Annotated in this window: 18 protein-coding genes and 5 tRNA genes; 21 read left to right on the top strand and 2 right to left on the bottom strand. The window is 52.7% G+C overall.

The window, feature by feature from the left end:
- Positions 1 to 86 precede the first annotated feature (86 nt).
- The 13 genes from recA to luxS all read left to right on the top strand — a co-directional run bounded on the left by recA (position 87) and on the right by luxS (position 10,035).
- Positions 87 to 1,148: a recombinase RecA gene (gene recA / locus EPE01S_RS08310; protein ID WP_062744170.1), complete on the top strand. Its 1,062-nt coding sequence runs from the start codon at positions 87 to 89 to the stop codon at positions 1,146 to 1,148.
- 211 nt (positions 1,149 to 1,359) lie between these two features.
- Positions 1,360 to 1,887: a regulatory protein RecX gene (locus tag EPE01S_RS08305; protein ID WP_062744169.1), complete on the top strand. Its 528-nt coding sequence runs from the start codon at positions 1,360 to 1,362 to the stop codon at positions 1,885 to 1,887.
- 137 nt (positions 1,888 to 2,024) lie between these two features.
- Positions 2,025 to 4,655 (top strand): alanine--tRNA ligase, encoded by a 2,631-nt coding sequence (alaS, locus tag EPE01S_RS08300; protein ID WP_062744168.1) that lies wholly within the window; start codon positions 2,025 to 2,027, stop codon positions 4,653 to 4,655.
- 248 nt (positions 4,656 to 4,903) lie between these two features.
- Entirely contained in the window at positions 4,904 to 5,089 is a 186-nt protein-coding gene (gene csrA / locus EPE01S_RS08295) for a carbon storage regulator CsrA (protein ID WP_004155916.1), read from the top strand.
- Positions 5,090 to 5,444: 355 nt separating this feature from the next.
- Positions 5,445 to 5,537: transfer RNA gene (locus tag EPE01S_RS08290), tRNA-Ser, on the top strand.
- A gap of 4 nt (positions 5,538 to 5,541) precedes the next feature.
- A tRNA-Arg gene (locus tag EPE01S_RS08285) sits at positions 5,542 to 5,618 on the top strand.
- Positions 5,619 to 5,731: 113 nt separating this feature from the next.
- Positions 5,732 to 5,808, top strand: a tRNA-Arg gene (locus EPE01S_RS08280).
- Positions 5,809 to 6,032: 224 nt separating this feature from the next.
- Positions 6,033 to 6,109: transfer RNA gene (locus EPE01S_RS08275), tRNA-Arg, on the top strand.
- A 205-nt stretch (positions 6,110 to 6,314) separates the two neighbouring features.
- Positions 6,315 to 6,391: transfer RNA gene (locus EPE01S_RS08270), tRNA-Arg, on the top strand.
- Between the two features lie 340 nt (positions 6,392 to 6,731).
- Positions 6,732 to 7,298, top strand: a complete 567-nt coding sequence (yqaB, locus tag EPE01S_RS08265; protein ID WP_062744167.1) for a fructose-1-phosphate/6-phosphogluconate phosphatase — start codon at positions 6,732 to 6,734, stop codon at positions 7,296 to 7,298.
- Positions 7,295 to 7,723, top strand: a complete 429-nt coding sequence (locus tag EPE01S_RS08260) for a YqaA family protein (RefSeq protein ID WP_062744166.1) — start codon at positions 7,295 to 7,297, stop codon at positions 7,721 to 7,723. Before yqaB ends, EPE01S_RS08260 begins: the two co-directional genes overlap by 4 nt.
- Positions 7,724 to 7,754: 31 nt before the next feature.
- A complete protein-coding gene (gene gshA / locus EPE01S_RS08255) occupies positions 7,755 to 9,356 on the top strand; it encodes a glutamate--cysteine ligase (RefSeq protein ID WP_174522414.1) in 1,602 nt (533 codons plus the stop codon).
- A gap of 163 nt (positions 9,357 to 9,519) precedes the next feature.
- Entirely contained in the window at positions 9,520 to 10,035 is a 516-nt protein-coding gene (luxS, locus tag EPE01S_RS08250) for an S-ribosylhomocysteine lyase (RefSeq protein ID WP_062744165.1), read from the top strand.
- 85 nt (positions 10,036 to 10,120) lie between these two features.
- Here luxS and EPE01S_RS08245 read toward each other — a convergent pair whose 3' ends face one another.
- Complete coding sequence (locus EPE01S_RS08245; RefSeq protein WP_062744164.1) at positions 10,121 to 11,407, bottom strand: HlyC/CorC family transporter; 1,287 nt, start codon at positions 11,405 to 11,407, stop codon at positions 10,121 to 10,123.
- Positions 11,408 to 11,429: 22 nt separating this feature from the next.
- Positions 11,430 to 12,221, bottom strand: a complete 792-nt coding sequence (locus EPE01S_RS08240) for a cytochrome C assembly family protein (protein WP_062744163.1) — start codon at positions 12,219 to 12,221, stop codon at positions 11,430 to 11,432.
- Positions 12,222 to 12,386: 165 nt separating this feature from the next.
- On the opposite strand from EPE01S_RS08240, the gene ffh reads away from it, so the two are divergent.
- From ffh to dgcN, 8 genes are all read left to right on the top strand, one after another.
- Positions 12,387 to 13,748 carry a signal recognition particle protein gene (gene ffh / locus EPE01S_RS08235; RefSeq protein ID WP_062744162.1) on the top strand — a complete coding sequence of 454 codons (1,362 nt, stop codon included), beginning with the start codon at positions 12,387 to 12,389 and terminating at the stop codon, positions 13,746 to 13,748.
- A 136-nt stretch (positions 13,749 to 13,884) separates the two neighbouring features.
- Positions 13,885 to 14,133, top strand: a complete 249-nt coding sequence (gene rpsP / locus EPE01S_RS08230; protein WP_004155935.1) for a 30S ribosomal protein S16 — start codon at positions 13,885 to 13,887, stop codon at positions 14,131 to 14,133.
- Between the two features lie 18 nt (positions 14,134 to 14,151).
- Positions 14,152 to 14,700, top strand: a complete 549-nt coding sequence (rimM, locus tag EPE01S_RS08225; protein WP_062744161.1) for a ribosome maturation factor RimM — start codon at positions 14,152 to 14,154, stop codon at positions 14,698 to 14,700.
- A gap of 35 nt (positions 14,701 to 14,735) precedes the next feature.
- Positions 14,736 to 15,488 carry a tRNA (guanosine(37)-N1)-methyltransferase TrmD gene (trmD, locus tag EPE01S_RS08220; protein ID WP_118663369.1) on the top strand — a complete coding sequence of 251 codons (753 nt, stop codon included), beginning with the start codon at positions 14,736 to 14,738 and terminating at the stop codon, positions 15,486 to 15,488.
- 68 nt (positions 15,489 to 15,556) lie between these two features.
- Positions 15,557 to 15,907, top strand: a complete 351-nt coding sequence (gene rplS, locus EPE01S_RS08215) for a 50S ribosomal protein L19 (RefSeq protein ID WP_062744160.1) — start codon at positions 15,557 to 15,559, stop codon at positions 15,905 to 15,907.
- A 217-nt stretch (positions 15,908 to 16,124) separates the two neighbouring features.
- On the top strand, positions 16,125 to 17,057 hold the full coding sequence (locus EPE01S_RS08210) for a DMT family transporter (protein ID WP_062744159.1): 933 nt from the start codon (positions 16,125 to 16,127) through the stop codon (positions 17,055 to 17,057).
- A 166-nt stretch (positions 17,058 to 17,223) separates the two neighbouring features.
- On the top strand, positions 17,224 to 17,769 hold the full coding sequence (gene yfiR / locus EPE01S_RS08205; protein ID WP_062744158.1) for a regulatory sequestration protein YfiR: 546 nt from the start codon (positions 17,224 to 17,226) through the stop codon (positions 17,767 to 17,769).
- Complete coding sequence (gene dgcN / locus EPE01S_RS08200; protein WP_062744157.1) at positions 17,762 to 18,991, top strand: diguanylate cyclase DgcN/YfiN; 1,230 nt, start codon at positions 17,762 to 17,764, stop codon at positions 18,989 to 18,991. The genes yfiR and dgcN overlap by 8 nt, the downstream gene beginning before the upstream one ends.
- The last annotated feature ends 14 nt before the right edge of the window (positions 18,992 to 19,005 follow it).

The following is a 19,005-nucleotide window of genomic DNA, read 5'->3' as shown; positions in this document are numbered from 1 at the left end:
CTGTATGAGCATACAGTATAATCAGCGCATATTTTAGAGACGAAGCAGCATCTATGTGTGCTTTACCCGCATGATTAGGAGTAAAAATGGCTATCGACGAAAACAAGCAAAAAGCACTGGCAGCAGCGCTGGGCCAGATTGAAAAGCAGTTTGGTAAAGGCTCCATCATGCGCCTGGGTGAAGACCGCACCATGGATGTGGAAACCATCTCAACCGGTTCTTTATCACTGGATATCGCGCTGGGTGCCGGTGGTTTACCAATGGGCCGTATCGTTGAAATCTATGGCCCGGAGTCTTCCGGTAAAACCACCCTGACGCTGCAGGTTATCGCTTCTGCACAGCGTAAAGGGAAAACCTGTGCATTTATCGATGCCGAGCATGCTCTGGACCCGGTCTACGCTAAAAAACTGGGCGTGGATATCGATAACTTGCTGTGTTCTCAGCCGGATACCGGTGAGCAGGCGCTGGAAATCTGTGATGCGCTGGCCCGTTCCGGTGCGGTTGACGTCATCATCGTCGACTCCGTAGCGGCGTTGACACCAAAAGCAGAAATCGAAGGTGAAATCGGTGACTCTCATATGGGCCTTGCGGCACGTATGATGAGCCAGGCGATGCGTAAGCTGGCCGGTAACCTGAAGAACTCCGGTACGCTGCTGATCTTTATCAACCAGATCCGTATGAAAATTGGCGTGATGTTCGGTAACCCGGAAACCACTACCGGTGGTAACGCTCTGAAATTCTACGCTTCTGTCCGTCTGGATATTCGCCGCATCGGCGCGATCAAAGAGGGTGATGAAGTGGTGGGTAGCGAAACCCGCGTTAAAGTGGTGAAAAACAAAATCGCAGCACCGTTTAAACAGGCTGAGTTCCAGATCATGTACGGCGAAGGTATCAACGTTTACGGTGAGCTGGTCGACCTGGGCGTGAAGCACAAGCTGATCGAAAAAGCCGGTGCCTGGTACAGCTATAACGGTGACAAGATTGGTCAGGGTAAAGCCAACTCAGGTAACTTCCTGAAAGAGAACCCGGCTATCGCTAACGAAATCGAAGCAAAACTGCGTGAAATGCTGTTGAACAGCCCGGACGATAAGCCTGATTTTGTTCCGGCTCCGCATGAAGCCGATAGTGAAGTTAACGAAGATATCTAATCGTTACTCGCCGGACGGACAGCGTTCTGTTCGCGACATAAAAAGGGAATCGCCAAAGCGATTCCCTTTTTTTATGACATTCCAGAATAGTCTGTATCAGATGACTGAACCCGCCCATTATCCTCTCCTTTCTACGCTTTTTCCTCGCAAGCATCGCCATCAGGCGTTACCCTGACTCTCTGTTACTTAGACTGAACGCGGATGAATCATTATGTCAGAATCCACTGAACGAACCCGGCATGCAAAACTGCTGGAGCGGGCAATGCGTATTCTTGCCATGCGCGATCACAGTGAAGCAGAGTTTCGCCGTAAGCTGCAGATTTCCAGTGAACGCGCCGCCCAGTTCGCGAAACAGCAGGCGGCTAAACCCGACGCGCAGCCGGAACCGCTGGCCCCTGAAGAGATCGATCGCGTTGTTGAGTGGTGCTATCAGCACAACTGGCTGGATGATACGCGCTTTGCAGAGCGCTACGTAGCCGGACGCAGTCGTAAAGGCTATGGGCCACAGCGCATTCGTATGGAACTGGGGCAGAAGGGTATTGATAAAACGCTGATTGATAATGCGCTGTTTGCTGCTGAAATTGACTGGCAAAAGGAAGCATTTGCGCGGGCAGAACGTAAGTTTGGACTGCCACTGCCCACGGAATGGAAGGAAAAAGCCAAAGTGCAGCGATTTCTGATGGCTAAAGGCTTCTTTATGGAGGATATCCGCGCCATTTTCGAGAATTTTGATGATTGATCGTCGATGGGATTTTACTTCCCTCTGAAGAAAATTTATCTTATTCACCACTTTTTGTTCGTGTGTCGCCGCAGGCAGAAGCCGATCCGGCGTAACATGACCCACGAAACGTTCGTTAGCGTGATTCCAGGACAAATATGAGCAAGAGCACTGCGGAGATTCGTCAAGCGTTTCTCGACTTTTTCCAGAGCAAGGGACATCAGGTTGTAGCCAGTAGCTCCCTCGTCCCTAACAATGACCCGACGCTGTTATTTACCAACGCCGGGATGAACCAGTTTAAAGATGTTTTCCTCGGTCAGGATAAACGCAGTTACTCGCGTGCCACGACCTCGCAGCGCTGCGTGCGCGCCGGTGGGAAGCACAACGATCTTGAAAACGTCGGCTACACCGCCCGCCACCATACTTTCTTTGAAATGCTGGGTAACTTCAGCTTTGGTGATTACTTCAAGAAAGAAGCGATCGGCTTTGCCTGGGAACTGCTGACCAGCCCGGCGTGGTTCGGCCTGCCAAAAGAGAAACTGTGGGTCACGGTTTACGAGACCGATGATGAAGCGTACGGCATCTGGGAAAACGAGATCGGCGTACCGCGCGAACGTATTATCCGCATCGGTGACAACAAAGGTGGCGCGTACGCCTCTGACAACTTCTGGCAGATGGGTGATACCGGCCCATGCGGCCCGTGCTCCGAGATCTTCTTCGACCATGGCGACCATATCTGGGGTGGCCCTCCGGGTAGCCCGGAAGAAGATGGCGATCGCTATATCGAGATCTGGAATATCGTCTTTATGCAGTTCAACCGTCAGTCAGACGGTACCATGCTGCCGCTGCCGAAGCCGTCCGTGGATACCGGGATGGGGCTGGAGCGTATCAGTGCCGTTCTGCAGCATGTGAACTCCAACTATGAAATCGACCTGTTTGCGCGGTTGATCACATCGGTCGCTGAGGTGACGGGCGCAACTGACCTGAGCAATAAATCCCTGCGGGTGATTGCCGACCATATCCGTTCCTGTGCTTTCCTGATTGCGGATGGAGTGATCCCGTCGAATGAAAACCGCGGTTATGTGCTGCGCCGCATCATTCGCCGTGCGGTTCGCCATGGCAACATGCTGGGCGCAGAAGGCACATTCTTCTACAAACTGGTCGCTCCGCTGATTGCCGTGATGGGTGCTGCGGGGGAAGATCTGCAGCGTCAGCAGGCGCAGGTTGAGCAGATCCTGAAAAGTGAAGAAGAGCAGTTTGCGAAAACGCTTGAGCGTGGTCTGGCGCTGCTGGATGAAGAGCTGGAGAACCTGCAGGGCGATACCCTGGATGGTGAAACTGTTTTCCGCCTGTACGATACTTTCGGTTTCCCGGCCGACCTGACGGCGGACGTTTGCCGTGAGCGTAATCTGAAAATTGATGAAGCGGGCTTTGAGCAGGCGATGGAGCAGCAGCGTCAGCGTGCGCGAAATGCCAGCGGCTTCGGTACGGATTACAACAATGTGATCCGCATTGACCAGGCCTCAGCCTTCAAAGGCTATGAAGAACTGGCGCTGAATGCCGCTGTGACTGCTATTTTCGTTGATGGCCAGGCAGCGGAGGCGATCAGCGCCGGCCAGGAAGGGGTTATCGTTCTCGATGAGACACCGTTCTACGGTGAGTCCGGTGGTCAGGTGGGCGATACCGGTGAGCTGAAAAGCGAGCAGGGGGCCACTTTCACCGTGAATGACACGCAGAAGTATGCTCAGGCGATCGGTCACATTGGTACCCTGACATCGGGCCAGCTTCGCGTGGGCGACCGCCTTGCGGCGCAGGTTAACGAAGCACGTCGCGCTCGTATTCGCCTCAATCACTCTGCGACGCATCTCCTGCACGCCGCGTTGCGACAGGTGTTGGGCGATCACGTTGCGCAGAAAGGCTCTCTGGTTAACGACAAATACCTGCGTTTTGACTTCTCGCATTTTGAAGCGATGAAGCCACAGGAGATCCGCCAGGTTGAAGAGATCGTTAACGCACAGATCCGTCGCAATCTGCCGGTCGAAACCAATATCATGGAACTGGAAGCCGCGAAGGCACACGGGGCGATGGCACTGTTTGGGGAGAAGTACGATGACCACGTGCGCGTTGTCGGCATGGGGGACTTCTCAACCGAACTGTGCGGTGGCGTTCACGCCTCCCGTACGGGCGATATCGGCCTGTTCCGCATCACCTCTGAGTCGGGTACTGCCGCAGGCGTACGCCGTATTGAAGCGGTGACCGGAGAGGGCGCACTGGCACAGGTATACAGTCAGAATGAGCAGTTACTGGATATTGCTCACCTGGTGAAAGCCAACAACAGTAATCTGAATGAGAAAGTGCGGGCGTTGATTGACCATGCGCGCGGGCTGGAAAAAGAATTGCAGCAGCTGAAAGATCAGCAGGCTGCGCAAGAGAGTGCATCACTGAGTAGTAAAGCCATTGCGCTGAAAGGCACCAGGCTGCTGGTCAGCGAACTGAGCAATGTTGAACCGAAGATGCTGCGTACGATGGTCGATGACCTGAAAAACCAGCTTGGTTCTGCAGTTATCGTGCTGGCGACAGTCGCTGATGGCAAAGTATCCCTGATTGCCGGGGTGACTAAAGACCTGACCGACCGCGTAAAAGCGGGCGAGCTGGTGGGCGAACTGGCCCAGCAGGTCGGTGGTAAGGGTGGCGGTCGACCGGATATGGCTCAGGCTGGCGGTACAGACGCACAGGCGCTGCCTGCTGCACTGGCTGGCGTTGAGGCATGGGTGGCTGCAAAACTGTAACACTATAAAAAGGTATTGCCGGGAAGACGCTCAGGGCTGCATGTCCGGGCGTCTTTTCAAGTGATACACCCCTGTAATCATAAAGTCAGGTTGATGATCTGGTTTTCGGCTAAACTAAGTATCAGCAGAATGTATTGGTATGCAGGTGCACAACGGGTGTATTTGTCATAGGCTACATTTAGCGTTATACGATGGATAATGCCGGGAAGCACTTAACCCGACTCTTTTAATCTTTCAAGGAGCAAAGAATGCTTATTCTAACTCGTCGAGTTGGTGAAACCCTCATGATCGGTGATGAGGTGACTGTAACTGTGCTGGGTGTTAAAGGTAACCAGGTACGTATTGGTGTGAACGCCCCTAAAGAAGTGTCGGTGCATCGCGAAGAGATCTATCAGCGCATTCAGGCCGAAAAGACTCAGCAAACAAGTTACTAACGGATCCAGCGCCTCGCTCCAGTAGCGAGGCGCTACCGGTTTTCGCTTTCCCCGTCCCTTTTGTTGTTTTCCTTATCCTTCGCCTTCTTCTTCGCGTTTTTTATTACCTGTTTTTTCTCCTCTGCTGTTTTTATCCGTGCGTGATCGCTCTCTCTGTGGCTGCTTTCTTTGTTGATAAATCACTCTTTTTGTCGTCAAAATGGCCGGTTTGCGTGGCTTTTGTGCAATCAGACACGAGTGATGAAAAAAGGGGGAGAAATTGTTTGACTTACAACGCCCAGAAAGTAATATGTGCGCCACGCAGTGCCGATGAGCAGATACAACGTTCTGAAGCACAACTCGAAAGAGTGCTAGTGGTGAGGTGGCCGAGAGGCTGAAGGCGCTCCCCTGCTAAGGGAGTATGCGGTCAAAAGCTGCATCCGGGGTTCGAATCCCCGCCTCACCGCCATTTTGCATCCATAGCTCAGCTGGATAGAGTACTCGGCTACGAACCGAGCGGTCGGAGGTTCGAATCCTCCTGGATGCACCACATTTTTTAAAGCGGCTTAGTGCGGCTTTAATATTGGGAAGTACTGGTGCAGCGTTAGCAGCCCTGCATCACGGTGAGTAGTCAGCACACTGCGTTATACAAGAAGTAGCAATGCATCCATAGCTCAGCTGGATAGAGTACTCGGCTACGAACCGAGCGGTCGGAGGTTCGAATCCTCCTGGATGCACCATTTTATTAAAGAGTGAAAATCCTGTGTACTGGCATGTTATAAAGTTTTTCGCCAGCGCAAAGGAAAACCACGATGCTCATCAGGTTTAAGTCATAGCCGAATGATCTTCCCGGTTACATCATTTCTTAATGAGTGGTCGTGATTTTCTTCAGTATCTCCTCAGGTTTGTCGCTTTATCTCCCCCGATAGTGTTACCCCGCAGAAAACTGCGTCGTTTTACCTTTGCATCCATAGCTCAGCTGGATAGAGTACTCGGCTACGAACCGAGCGGTCGGAGGTTCGAATCCTCCTGGATGCACCATATTCTGAAAAGTGGACGTCTCTTTGCGTTGGCATGTTGTAGGTGTTTTACTGCCAGCACAAAGGAGGATAATGTCGCTCGCGACAGCCCGTCAGGGTGATGCGAAGCCGAATCATCCTTCTGGATGCGCCCTATTCTGAAAAGTGGCAGGCTACTCTGTAGTGGCCTGCTTCTGAAGTCTGTAAAATCAACATGCTTGACCCCTGCATCCATAGCTCAGCTGGATAGAGTACTCGGCTACGAACCGAGCGGTCGGAGGTTCGAATCCTCCTGGATGCACCATATTCTGACAAGTGAACGTCTCTTTGAGTGGCCACTGTGTAGCTGTCTTACCGCCAGCACTAAGGAAGAATAAGCGCTTTCGCGACGTGACTTCCGCGTAAGGCGAAGCCGAATCATCTTCCTGACTTCCCCCTCGTCCCCTTATTCTCTTCGCTTGTTTTCTGCACATCCTCCTTAAGAATGATCATTTTAAAGCAAATTTTCCTGCGCTTTATCCCACGCATTTATCTGATAATCAAAATCCCTCTATATTTCAAGGCATTTGCTGATCCATCCCGGCAGCGACAATGTGGGTGCTTTACGCTAAAGTAATCGTTCCGTGATCAGGATGGATGCATGAATGTACGATGCTTACGACGGTTTGATCTTCGATATGGATGGCACCATCCTGGATACTGAACCTACACACCGAAAAGCCTGGCATCAGGTGCTGGAAAAATACGGCATGAACTTCGATGAAGCGGCCATGGTGGGCTTAAATGGTTCACCCACATGGCATATCGCCCAGGTGATCATCAACCGCCATCAAAGCGATCTTGATCCTTACCGGCTGGCGGAAGAAAAAACGGCGCTGCTCAAAACCATGCTGTATGACAGCGTGCAGCCGCTCCCGCTGGTGGAAGTGGTCAGAGCGTACAAAGGGCGTCGCCCGATGGCGGTGGGCACCGGCAGTGAGCATTCAGTGGCCGTCGGACTGTTACAGCACCTTGGGCTCCTCAGTTATTTTGATGCCATTGTCGCAGCAGATGATGTTAAACGTCATAAGCCAGAACCTGATACATTCCTGCGTTGCGCTGAGTTAATCGGCGTAACGCCTGCACGCTGTGTGGTGTTCGAGGATGCTGACTATGGTCTTCAGGCCGCCTGCGCAGCCGGCATGGATGCCGTGGATGTCAGACGGCTGTGAGTGAATGGCTCGCTTACGGTTCGATGTTTGCCAGTAGTTTTCTGAGTGCCACGTTATTGCCTGGCAGTTCAGAAGCCTTACTGGTGGGATTACTGCTGGCAGGAAAGGTTTCTGTCAGTTTGGTTGTCCTGATTGCCGCGCTGGGGAATACGCTGGGCGGTGTGACCAACATCATAGTGGGTCGCCTGCTTCCCGTAAAAAGTCAGGGGCGATGGCACAACACAGCAACGGCGTGGCTGCACCGATTCGGGCCTGCTGCGCTGCTTTTTAGCTGGTTACCCGTGTTGGGTGACCTGCTGTGCGTTCTTGCTGGCTGGCTGCGTTTCGCCTGGCTACCGACGGTGATCTTTCTCGCTATCGGTAAAACCTTGCGTTATGTGCTGCTGGCAGCCGCAACACTACAGGGCATGGAATGGTGGCATTGATTCGCTTTAAGGCGGCGCTGCGATTAACATTATGCTGAACAATAATAAATTTTTCTCTGAGCGGGAGGTCAATTTGATCCCGGACGTATCACAGGCGCTTTCCTGGCTGGAAGCTCATCCTGACGCACTTAAAGGTATTGGTCGCGGTATAGAGCGCGAAACGCTGCGCGTTATGCCGGATGGGCACCTTGCCACTACCGGACACCCGGCTTCTCTTGGTTCCGCTTTGACCCATAAGTGGATTACCACTGACTTTGCAGAAGCACTGCTGGAATTTATCACACCGGTCGATCAGGATATTGATCATCTGCTGGCATTTTTACGCGATATCCACCGCCACGTTGCCCGTGAACTGGGGGAGGAGCGTATGTGGCCGATGAGCATGCCGTGCATGATCGATCCCAATCAGGATATCGAACTGGCACAGTATGGCCGTTCCAATATCGGTCAGATGAAGACGTTGTATCGCCAGGGGCTGAAAAACCGTTATGGCGCACTGATGCAGATTATCTCTGGCGTACACTACAACTTCTCGCTTCCGCTCTCTTTCTGGCAGGCGTGGGCAGGGGTCAAAGACGCTGAGAGCGGTAAAGAGGCCATTTCAGATGGCTATCTGCGCCTGATCCGCAACTATTATCGTTTTGGCTGGGTGATCCCTTATCTGTTCGGCGCGTCTCCGGCCATCTGCTCCTCTTTCCTGCAGGGCAAGGAGAGCGCACTGCCGTTTGAACGTAGCGATAAGGGAATGTTATCACTGCCTTATGCCACCTCGTTACGTCTCAGCGACCTTGGGTATACCAATAAATCCCAGAGCAACCTCGGCATTACCTTCAATAATCTTCCTGACTACATTACCGGTCTGAAAGCGGCGATTAAAACGCCTTCTGAAGAGTTTGCGGCAATGGGCGTCAAAGATGAGCTGGGGAACTGGTTACAGTTGAATACGAATGTGCTGCAGATTGAGAATGAGCTGTACGCACCTATCCGGCCCAAGCGTGTCACCCGTTCCGGGGAAGCGCCTTCTGACGCGTTACAGCGTGGGGGCATTGAATATATCGAAGTTCGCTCACTGGATATTAATCCGTTTTCTCCGATTGGTGTCGATGCCAATCAGGTACGCTTCCTCGACCTGTTCCTGATCTGGTGTACGCTGGCGGATGCCCCGGAGATGAACAGTGCAGAGCTGGCCTGTACGCGTAAGAACTGGAACCGGGTGATCCTTGAAGGACGCAAGCCAGGCCAGACCATCGGCATGGGATGTGAAGAAGCTCAGCATCTGCTGGTGGATGTGGGCAAGGCCCTGTTCAGCGATCTGCGCCGTGTGGCGGAAACGCTCGACAGCCAGAGCGATGAACACCATTATCAGGACGTGTGTGACCGTCTCGTGGCGTCATTTGACGATCCCGACCTGACCTACTCTGCGCGATTCCTGCAGACGCTGAAAGAGAACGGCATCGGTGGTGCCGGTCTGGCGCTGGCAGAACAGTATCGTGCTCAGTTAAGCGAAGAGTCTTATGAGGTGCTGACGGAACAGCAGTTTAGCGATGAAGCGCAGCGTTCTAAGGTGAGTCAGCAGGATATCGAAGAAAGTGATACGCTTGACCTGGAAACCTTTTTGCAAGGTAAGCGTTAAGCGGCACAAAAGAAAAAGGCCACATTACTGTGGCCCAAATTACATCTCTGTTGTCAGGGATGAGATGATGATAACAAATGCGCGTCTTTCATATATTCAGACGTACAGAGTTTGAAAAAGTTTCATCGGTTCAAAAATAAATTCATTAGTTGAGGTAACAAGTATGCCATTGCTGGATAGCTTTACCGTCGATCACACCATCATGGCCGCTCCCGCTGTGCGCGTAGCCAAAACCATGAAGACCCCTGCTGGTGATACCATCACCGTATTCGATCTGCGTTTCTGCCGCCCGAATATCGAGATCCTGACCGAGCGTGGTATCCATACGCTGGAGCATCTGTTCGCAGGCTTTATGCGCGATCACCTGAATGGTGACGGCGTGGAAATCATTGATATCTCCCCAATGGGCTGCCGTACCGGTTTCTATATGAGCCTGATTGGTACGCCGGACGAGCAGCGTGTGGCAAAAGCATGGAAGGCCGCGATGGCTGACGTGCTGAAGGTAAAAAACCAGAGTGATATCCCCGAGCTGAATATTTATCAGTGTGGGACCTGCGAAATGCATTCACTGGATGAAGCGCAGGATATCGCGCGCAACATCATCGACAACGACATTCGCGTTAACCGTAACGATGAACTGGCGCTGCCGAAAGAGAAGCTGAAAGAGCTGCACATCTAGTTGATGTGTCTGGTTGATCGAAAAAAGGCCGGCCCCGACGGTATGCAGGGGCCGGCCTTTTTTTAACCTTCTGAACACTTTCCGCTTACGACCCCACTGATTCCTTCAGCGACGTCTGCGGGGTGATGCGAACCTGCTTAATCATGTTGTCCTGCACGTCGAGAATGTCGACGGCGTAATGATCGATTTGCACCGTGGTGTTGGCCAGCGGGATATCCTGTAACGCTTCCAGAATCATACCGTTAATGGTGCGGGCTTCTTCTTCCGGCAGCGTCCAGTTAAAGGCTTTGTTCAGCTCACGCACGTTAGCGCTGCCTTCAATTAACACCGAACCGTCATTCTGCGGCATCACCTCTTCAGCCAGCGAAGGGGACATTGAAGTCGTAAAATCACCGACAATCTCTTCCAGAATATCTTCAATGGTTACCAGCCCTTTAATATCACCGTATTCGTCGATCACCAGGCCCACTTTTTCCTTATTGCGCTGGAATTTAACCAGTTGCACGTTAAGCGGTGTCCCTTCAGGCACGAAGTAAATCTCATCTGCCGCCCGCAGCATCACCTCTTTGGTGAACTCTTTTTTCTCGGTCATCAGGCGATAGGCTTCGCGCACGCGCAGCATACTCATGGCATTGTCGAGAGAGTCACGGTAAAGCACAATGCGGCCGTGTGGGGAGTGAGTTAACTGGCGCACAATAGACTTCCAGTCGTCGTTGATGTTGATGCCGACAATTTCGTTACGCGGCACCATGATGTCATCAACGTTGACTTTTTCCAGGTCGAGCACGGACAGCAGCATATCCTGATTACGGCGTGACATCAGTGAGCGCGACTCGTAAACAATCGTACGTAGCTCCTCTTTGCTCAATGCGGCACTGGCTGCGCCATCGCTTCTAATCCCTACCATGCGCATCAGCATGCGGGTAATGGTGTTCAGCAACCACACAAGTGGCATCATCACCACCTGCAGCGGTCCCAGCAGGAAACTGCTGGGGAAGGCCACTTTCTCCGGGTAGAGTGCGGCAATTGTTTTCGGCAGTACCTCAGCGAACACCAGTACGAGGAAGGTCAGAATGCCGGTAGCAATCGCCACGCCGGCATCGCCATACAAACGCATTCCGACAATGGTCCCCAGCGCGGAAGCCAGGATGTTGACCAGGTTATTACCAATCAGCACCAGGCTAATCAGGCGGTCAGGACGACGCAGTAATTTTTCGACACGACGGGCGGCACGGTCGCCATTTTTGGCCTGGTGGCGCAGTTTATAGCGATTGAGGGTCATCATGCCGGTTTCTGAACCGGAGAAGTACGCTGACACCAAAATCATAATGACCAGCGTAACGATGAGGGTCGTGGTTGAAACGTGTTCCAAGGGAGGTCCTTGTGGTGGTCAATCAGGAGGAAAGAAAATGCTGCAACATGCGGCTACCGAAATAGGCCATGGTCAGTAAAAAGGCACCGCCACAGTTAAACCACACCACGCGGCGACCGCGCCAGCCTTCATGGTAGTGGCCCCACAGCAGCACAATGTAGAGGAACCAGGCCAGAATAGAGAGCACGGCTTTGTCGATATTCTCACGACTGAACAGATCCTGCATATAGAACAGGCCGGTACAGAGCACCAGCGTCAGCAGTACGACGCCTATCTGCGTGATATGGAACATTTTACGTTCAATGGTCATCAGCGGAGGGATATCGTTGTTGAACGCCAGCTTCTTATTCTTCAACAGCCAGTCAATCCAGGCAAGCTGTAAGGCGTACAGCGCGGCAATAATCAGCGTGGCATAAGCAAAGAGCGCAAGGCCAATATGCACCATCATACCCGGCGTGGTTTCCAGGTGCGTGATAAAAGCATTCGGTACGAACGTGGCAAAAGCCAGATTGATCAGTGCAAAACTGTAAACGACAGGTAACAATATCCAGCCACGGTTGCGCGAGGCAACGATGGTCATAATGGCGCAAATCAGCAGACTTACCAGCGAACCGATGTTAAGCAGGCTCAGATTTTGCCCGCCGTCCGGTCCAAAAATACGCTGTTCCAGCGCCACCGCATGGCACACCAGGGCCACAACGGCAGACAGAACCGCCAGTCGACGCCAGGTGCTGTTTTTCCGCAGCAGGCTGGGAACGATAAGTGCAAGGCTGAATGAGTAGGCAAGTAGCGCCAGAATCGCAATGACAGACATAGATTTCGTCAGGTACAGACCAGATGAGAAAAAAGTCAGTATAGCGCCAGCGGCTGCTGGCTCCAAACGATCTCATCGCATATGGCTGAGATCCCGCCATCTCTATGTTATAATCCGCGCCATTGTGTCGCTGAGGCGGCCTCTCATTACGTTGAGCGAGAGACGATGTTTGATAATTTAACCGACAGACTGTCGCAGAGCCTGCGCAATATCAGTGGCCGCGGGCGTCTGACAGAAGACAATATTAAAGACACGCTGCGCGAAGTTCGCATGGCGTTGCTGGAAGCAGACGTTGCGCTGCCGGTCGTTCGTGACTTCATTGGGCGCGTTAAAGAACGCGCAGTGGGTCATGAAGTAAACAAAAGTCTGACCCCAGGTCAGGAGTTCGTCAAGATCGTCAAAAACGAGCTGGTTGCCGCGATGGGGGAAGAGAACAACACTCTGAACCTGGCCGCTCAGCCGCCAGCCGTGGTGCTGATGGCCGGTTTGCAGGGGGCGGGTAAAACTACCAGCGTCGGCAAACTGGGGAAATTCCTGCGTGAAAAGCACAAGAAAAAAGTGCTGGTGGTGTCCGCCGACGTCTATCGCCCGGCGGCGATTAAACAGCTGGAAACCCTGGCCGAGCAGGTAGGGGTTGATTTTTGTCCGTCAGACCTCAGCCAGAAGCCGGTCGATATCGTTAAAAGCGCGCTGCAACAGGCGAAGCTGAAATTCTACGATGTGCTGCTGGTGGATACCGCCGGTCGACTGCACGTTGATGAAGCGATGATGGACGAGATCAAACAGATTCACGCCGCGATTAATCCGGTGGAAACGCTGTTTGTGGTCGATGCCATGACGGGGCAGGATGCCGCCAATACGGCGAAAGCGTTCAATGAAGCGCTGCCGCTGACAGGGGTGGTTCTGACCAAGGTTGACGGTGATGCCCGTGGTGGTGCAGCGCTGTCGATTCGTCATATTACCGGTAAGCCGATTAAATTTATGGGTGTCGGTGAAAAGACCGAAGCCCTCGAACCGTTCTATCCGGACCGTATTGCCTCGCGTATCCTTGGCATGGGCGACATGCTGTCGCTGATTGAAGATATCGAAAGCAAGGTCGACCGTGCTCAGGCAGAAAAGCTGGCCAGCAAGCTGAAGAAGGGGGATGGCTTCGATCTGAACGACTTCCTCGACCAGCTGAAGCAGATGCGTAACATGGGCGGTATGGCCAGCCTGATGGGCAAACTGCCGGGCATGGGGCAACTGCCGGATAACGTTAAATCGCAGATGGATGACAAAGTGCTGGTGCGAATGGAAGCGATGATTAACTCAATGACGCGTAAAGAGCGCGAAAAACCTGAGATTATCAAAGGCTCCCGCAAGCGCCGCATTGCCACAGGTTCAGGTATGCAGGTGCAGGACGTTAACCGCTTATTGAAGCAGTTCGACGACATGCAGCGCATGATGAAGAAGATGAAGAAGGGCGGTATGGCGAAGATGATGCGCGGTATGAAAGGTATGATGCCGCCGGGCTTCCCAGGCCGTTAAGCCAGCCGGAAAACCACTCAGGCGAATTAGATTGCTTTTTGCGCCAAAATGAGTAAAATTTTCGGGCTTTTTATATTGCATCCGGGCCCCGTTCCCTCAATGGGGCCCGGCTGTTTTATTAACTAAAGAGGATGTTATGGTAACAATTCGTTTGGCACGTCACGGCGCTAAAAAGCGTCCGTTTTATCAGGTAGTCGTAACCGACAGCCGTAATGCTCGCAACGGTCGCTTCATCGAGCGCGTTGGTTTCTTCAACCCGATCGCTTCAGGTCAGGCTGAACCACTGCGTCTGGATCTGGACCGCATTGAGCACTGGGTTGGCCAGGGCGCTACTCTGTCTGATCGCGTTAATGCGCTGATCAAACAAGCTAAGAAAGCAGCTTAATCTGTCACGGTGGTCAACATGAGCAAGCAACTCACCTCGCAGCCTCCCGCTAACCCGTTAATTCTGGGGAAGATGGGCTCGGCTTACGGTATTCGTGGTTGGCTCAAAGTGTTTTCCTCCACCGAAGACGCCGAAAGCATTTTTGACTATCAGCCGTGGTTTATCCAGCGGGCGGGTCAATGGCAGCTTGTCGAGCTGGAAGGCTGGAAGCGCCACAATCAGGACATGATCATCAAAGTCAAAGGCATTGACGATCGTGATGCTGCGGGTCTGCTGACGAATTGCGAAATTGTCGTGGGCTCAGAGCAACTGCCGGAACTGGATAGCGGTGACTACTACTGGAAAGACCTTATGGGCTGCCAGGTGGTGACCACTGAAGGTTACGAACTGGGTAAAGTCATCGATATGATGGAAACCGGTTCGAACGACGTTCTCGTCGTGAAGGCAAACCTGAAGGATGCATTTGGTGCGCAGGAGCGGCTAATTCCGTTCCTCGATGAACAGGTTATCAAGAATGTCGATCTCACTACTCGTACCATTAAAGTAGATTGGGATCCTGGTTTTTGAGCTCCGAACAAAACGGTAATACTCCGGCGCAAAGTATGTGGATTGGCATAATCAGCCTGTTTCCTGAAATGTTTCGCGCAATTACCGAATACGGAGTAACTGGTCGGGCAGTAAAAAATGGCCTGCTCAACATTCAGAGCTGGAGTCCTCGTGACTTCGCTCATGACCGGCACCGTACCGTGGATGAACGTCCTTACGGCGGCGGACCGGGAATGTTAATGATGGTTCAACCCTTACGGGATGCCATCCACGCAGCAAAAGCGGCGGCAGGAGAAGGGGCCCGGGTGATTTATCTGTCACCTCAGGGGCGCAAACTCGATCAAGATGGGGTTTGTGAGCTGGCGACCCACCAGAAGTTAATTCTGGTCTGTGGTCGCTATGAAGGGATTGATGAGCGTGTAATCAAAACCGAAATCGATGAAGAATGGTCGATTGGAGATTACGTACTCAGCGGTGGCGAGCTGCCAGCGATGACGCTGATTGACTCAGTATCCCGGTTTATTCCGGGGGTACTGGGAAAACAGGCCTCAGCCGAAGAAGATTCATTTTCTGACGGTTTGCTGGATTGCCCCCACTACACCCGCCCTGAAGTGTTAGAAGGGATGGAAGTACCGCCAGTTTTACTGTCGGGCAACCATGCTGATATTCGCCGGTGGCGCCTGAAACAGTCGCTGGGCCGTACCTGGCTTAGAAGACCTGAACTTCTGGAAAACCTGGCTCTGACTGAAGAGCAAGCAAAGTTGCTGGCTGAGTTCCAACGGGAACACACCCAGGCAACAAAACGATGATACGGTTGAACGGCCATAGCGCTTAGTTCACCTTAACTATCAGTTTACCCAGGATAAGAGATTTAATTATGAGCAACATTATTAAGCAGATCGAACAAGAACAGTTGAAACAGGACGTACCTTCATTCCGTCCGGGTGATTCCGTGGAAGTGAAAGTATGGGTCGTTGAAGGTGCTAAAAAGCGTCTGCAGGCATTCGAGGGCGTGGTTATCGCTATTCGTAACCGCGGTCTGCACTCTGCATTCACTGTTCGCAAAATTTCTAACGGCGAAGGCGTAGAGCGTGTATTCCAGACTCACTCCCCGGTAATCGACACGATTACTGTGAAACGTCGTGGTGCTGTGCGTAAAGCCAAACTGTACTACCTGCGTGAGCGTACTGGTAAGTCTGCACGTATCAAAGAACGTCTGGGCGCTTAAGCGACATCTGATAGTTAATAGCAATAAAGGGGCTGACCAGCAGGTCGGCCCCTTTTTTTATCCTTTTTTGGCCGACAGCATACCTGAATGACACATCCTGCCTCCTGCCTGCCGCTAAAAAAAATTAAAAGCCGTTTGCCGCTGATTTTTAAGCTGATCTAAAACAAAATCCGCGTATGTTTGAGTCATCCCTCTCTTTCCAGGAGTTCTTTTTGCTATGCGTTCTTCGCCCAGCCCTTCCACCGGCGTGTCGATGAAAATTGCCGGTGCCCTGACCTCAACGCTGATGATGGCCTGTGTCAAAGGACTTGATGGCGGTATTCCGGTCGGAGAAGTGATCTTCTTTCGTTCCTTCGTGGCACTCATCCCGCTGTTTATCTGGCTGTGGTGCCAGGGGAATATTCTGGACGGCATCCGCACGCGTAACGTAAAAGGACATTTTATACGCGGGCTGGCGGGGACGGGCGGGCTGTACTTTAGCTATCTGGCCCTGATCTATATCTCCCTGACCGACGTCACGGCAATCAACTATGCGGCTCCACTGTTTACCGTCATCATGGCGGCGATCTTTCTGCGGGAGAAAGTTAAATATCACCGCTGGGTCGCGGTAATCGCCGGGTTTGCGGGGATCCTGGTGATGCTGTCCGGCCAGCTGTTCTTTTCTTCCGGGGGGGCTTTCACCACGATAAGCTGGCTGTCGACGCTGGGCATGGTGCTGGCCCTGATGGCAGCAGTCTGTATTGCCACAGCCTCCATCCAGATACGCTATCTCAACGGTATTGAAAAGCCGGGGGCTATTGCCTTCTGGTTTGCTATCACCACCACGCTGACCTCGTTGCTCACGCTGTGGTTCGGCTGGTCAGTACCCAGTGGCAGGCAACTGCTGTTACTGCTGGGCTGTGGCCTGTTAGGCGGCATCACCCAGATATTACTGACGCTGAGCCTGAAATACGCAGATGCCTCCCTGCTGGCCCCGTTTGACTACAGTACGCTGCTCTGGTCAGTGTTTATCGGTTATCTGTTCTGGGATACGCTGCCGGAGTCTGCCACCATAATTGGCGCAGGTCTGGTGGTTACCGGCGGTATCATCTCAATGTATTTTGAACGGCGTCAGCGTCGGGCGATCACGCCGTTGAATGTCAGCGGCTAACGACCTGCATCAATAGCGATAAGGCGGGGCTGGCCATGAGGCCGGCATTATTACTTTTTTCAACATGATGACGAATGTTTCACAGGATGTTAGGATATTTCTTAACTTAAGAGAGGGAATACCCGGATGACAGGGCCAGAGTGGGGGCCGGGGCTGCAGAGGTTTCATGGCGAAAAGATATGTACTGCTACTGTCGATCCTGCTGGGTGTCATCAGTTTACCGCTAAGAAGTGAAATGTCGTCTGTAAAGCCAGAGGGGGCTTCTGCGTCTGACGTACGCCAGACGGTAGCGGGGATGATCAGTTATACCCGCTGGCCCCACCTGAACGGCTTACCCCGGTTATGTGTTTTCCGTTCCGCTCACTATGCTTCAGTGCTGATCAGCGCCTCTGTCCAGCATCCCCCCGCTGTATGGAATGCGGTTCAGGTCGATGATGTTCAGCAGGCGCTGACCTCACAGTGTGATGTCCTCTATTTTGGTCGTGAATCCTCACATCAGCAGGTTGAACTGATTAACAGCTATCAGCCACGTCCCCTGCTGACCATTGCCGAACAAACCCCTGATTGCGCAGTCGGTAGCGCATTCTGCCTCAAGTTTATTAACCACCGCGTCAGTTTCTCGGTCAATCTCGACTCACTGGGTCGAAGCGGCGTTCGGGTGCATCCCGATGTATTAATGCTGGCCTCTTCAGGGAGTGAAAGACATGGATAAATTTTCAGCAGAGAAGAGCAGGCCCAGCTTTCGTAAAATGCTGGCACGTATCAGCGTGATCAGCGCAGTGACGACGATGATTGTCGCGTGGCTGTTCATCTCTGCCACCTCAATGCTGTCGTTTCGCCAGTACGCCGACAAGAACCTGCAGCTGCTGGCCTACACCGTCAGCCACAGTCTGGAAGCTGCGGTCGTCTTTGGTGATGGCAACGCGGCGATGGAAACGCTGGTGGAACTGGGTAAGCAGGGACAGTTCTCTTCGGCTATTGTGGCAGACAGTAAAGGTAAGGTACTGGCGCACTGGGGGCAGGATAATGAGCACTCGCTGCGTGCCGATCCGCTGGCCCGGCTGGTCTCTGGCTGGCTGTTCCCGAAACCCGTTCAGCAACCGATCCTGCATAACGGGGCGGAAATCGGCACTATCACGCTGACCGGAGAAGACGCCACCGTGACCGATTTTGTTTATCGTTCCCTAAGCGTACTGACCCTCTGCCTGCTGCTCGCCTCGGTAGTGGCATTTCTGCTGACCCGTCATCTGTTCAGTGGCCTTATCGCCGCCCTAAGAAACATGACGGGCGTGGTGCATGACATTCGTGCGACGCGTAATTTCTCTCAACGGGTTCCCCCGTCAAAAATCGATGAGCTGCACGTTTTTGGTGAGGATTTTAACAGCCTGTTAAATGAGATTGAAAAATGGCAGCGGCGTGAGAAAAAGGAGCGCGACTCACTGCTGAAACGTGCGTTACACGACCCCCTTACCGGATTGGCAAATCGCTCAGCTTTCCGCAGCGCGCTGGACAGCGTGCTCAGTGACAGTGAGCGCAAAACGCATACCGCACTGCTGTTTATGGATGGCGATAATTTCAAAGACATCAACGACACCTGGGGGCACGCTGCCGGGGATGAAGTGTTGATGGCGATAGCAGGGCGGCTGCTTGAGTGCGCGGCTAATACCTATCTGGTATGCCGCTTTGGTGGAGATGAGTTTGCCATGATCCTCGATGAGGTGAATCACCATGAGGATATAGAGAAGGTGATTGATACCATCAATATGCGGATGGACGAGCCAATCGTTCTTAACTCCGGTGAGTCTGTCGATATGACGTTAAGTATTGGTTACGCGGTGGCCAGTCAGGCGGCAACGGCAGAAGACATTATGGACGCAGCCGATCGCAGCATGTATCTGGAAAAACAGCAGCACCATCAGCGTGCGGCTGGCTAATAAGAATCAGGAGA

The organism is Erwinia persicina NBRC 102418 (assembly GCF_001571305.1).
In the GTDB taxonomy this organism is placed as follows: Bacteria; Pseudomonadota; Gammaproteobacteria; order Enterobacterales; family Enterobacteriaceae; genus Erwinia; species Erwinia persicina.
This window is presented reverse-complemented; position numbering and strand designations above follow the sequence as displayed.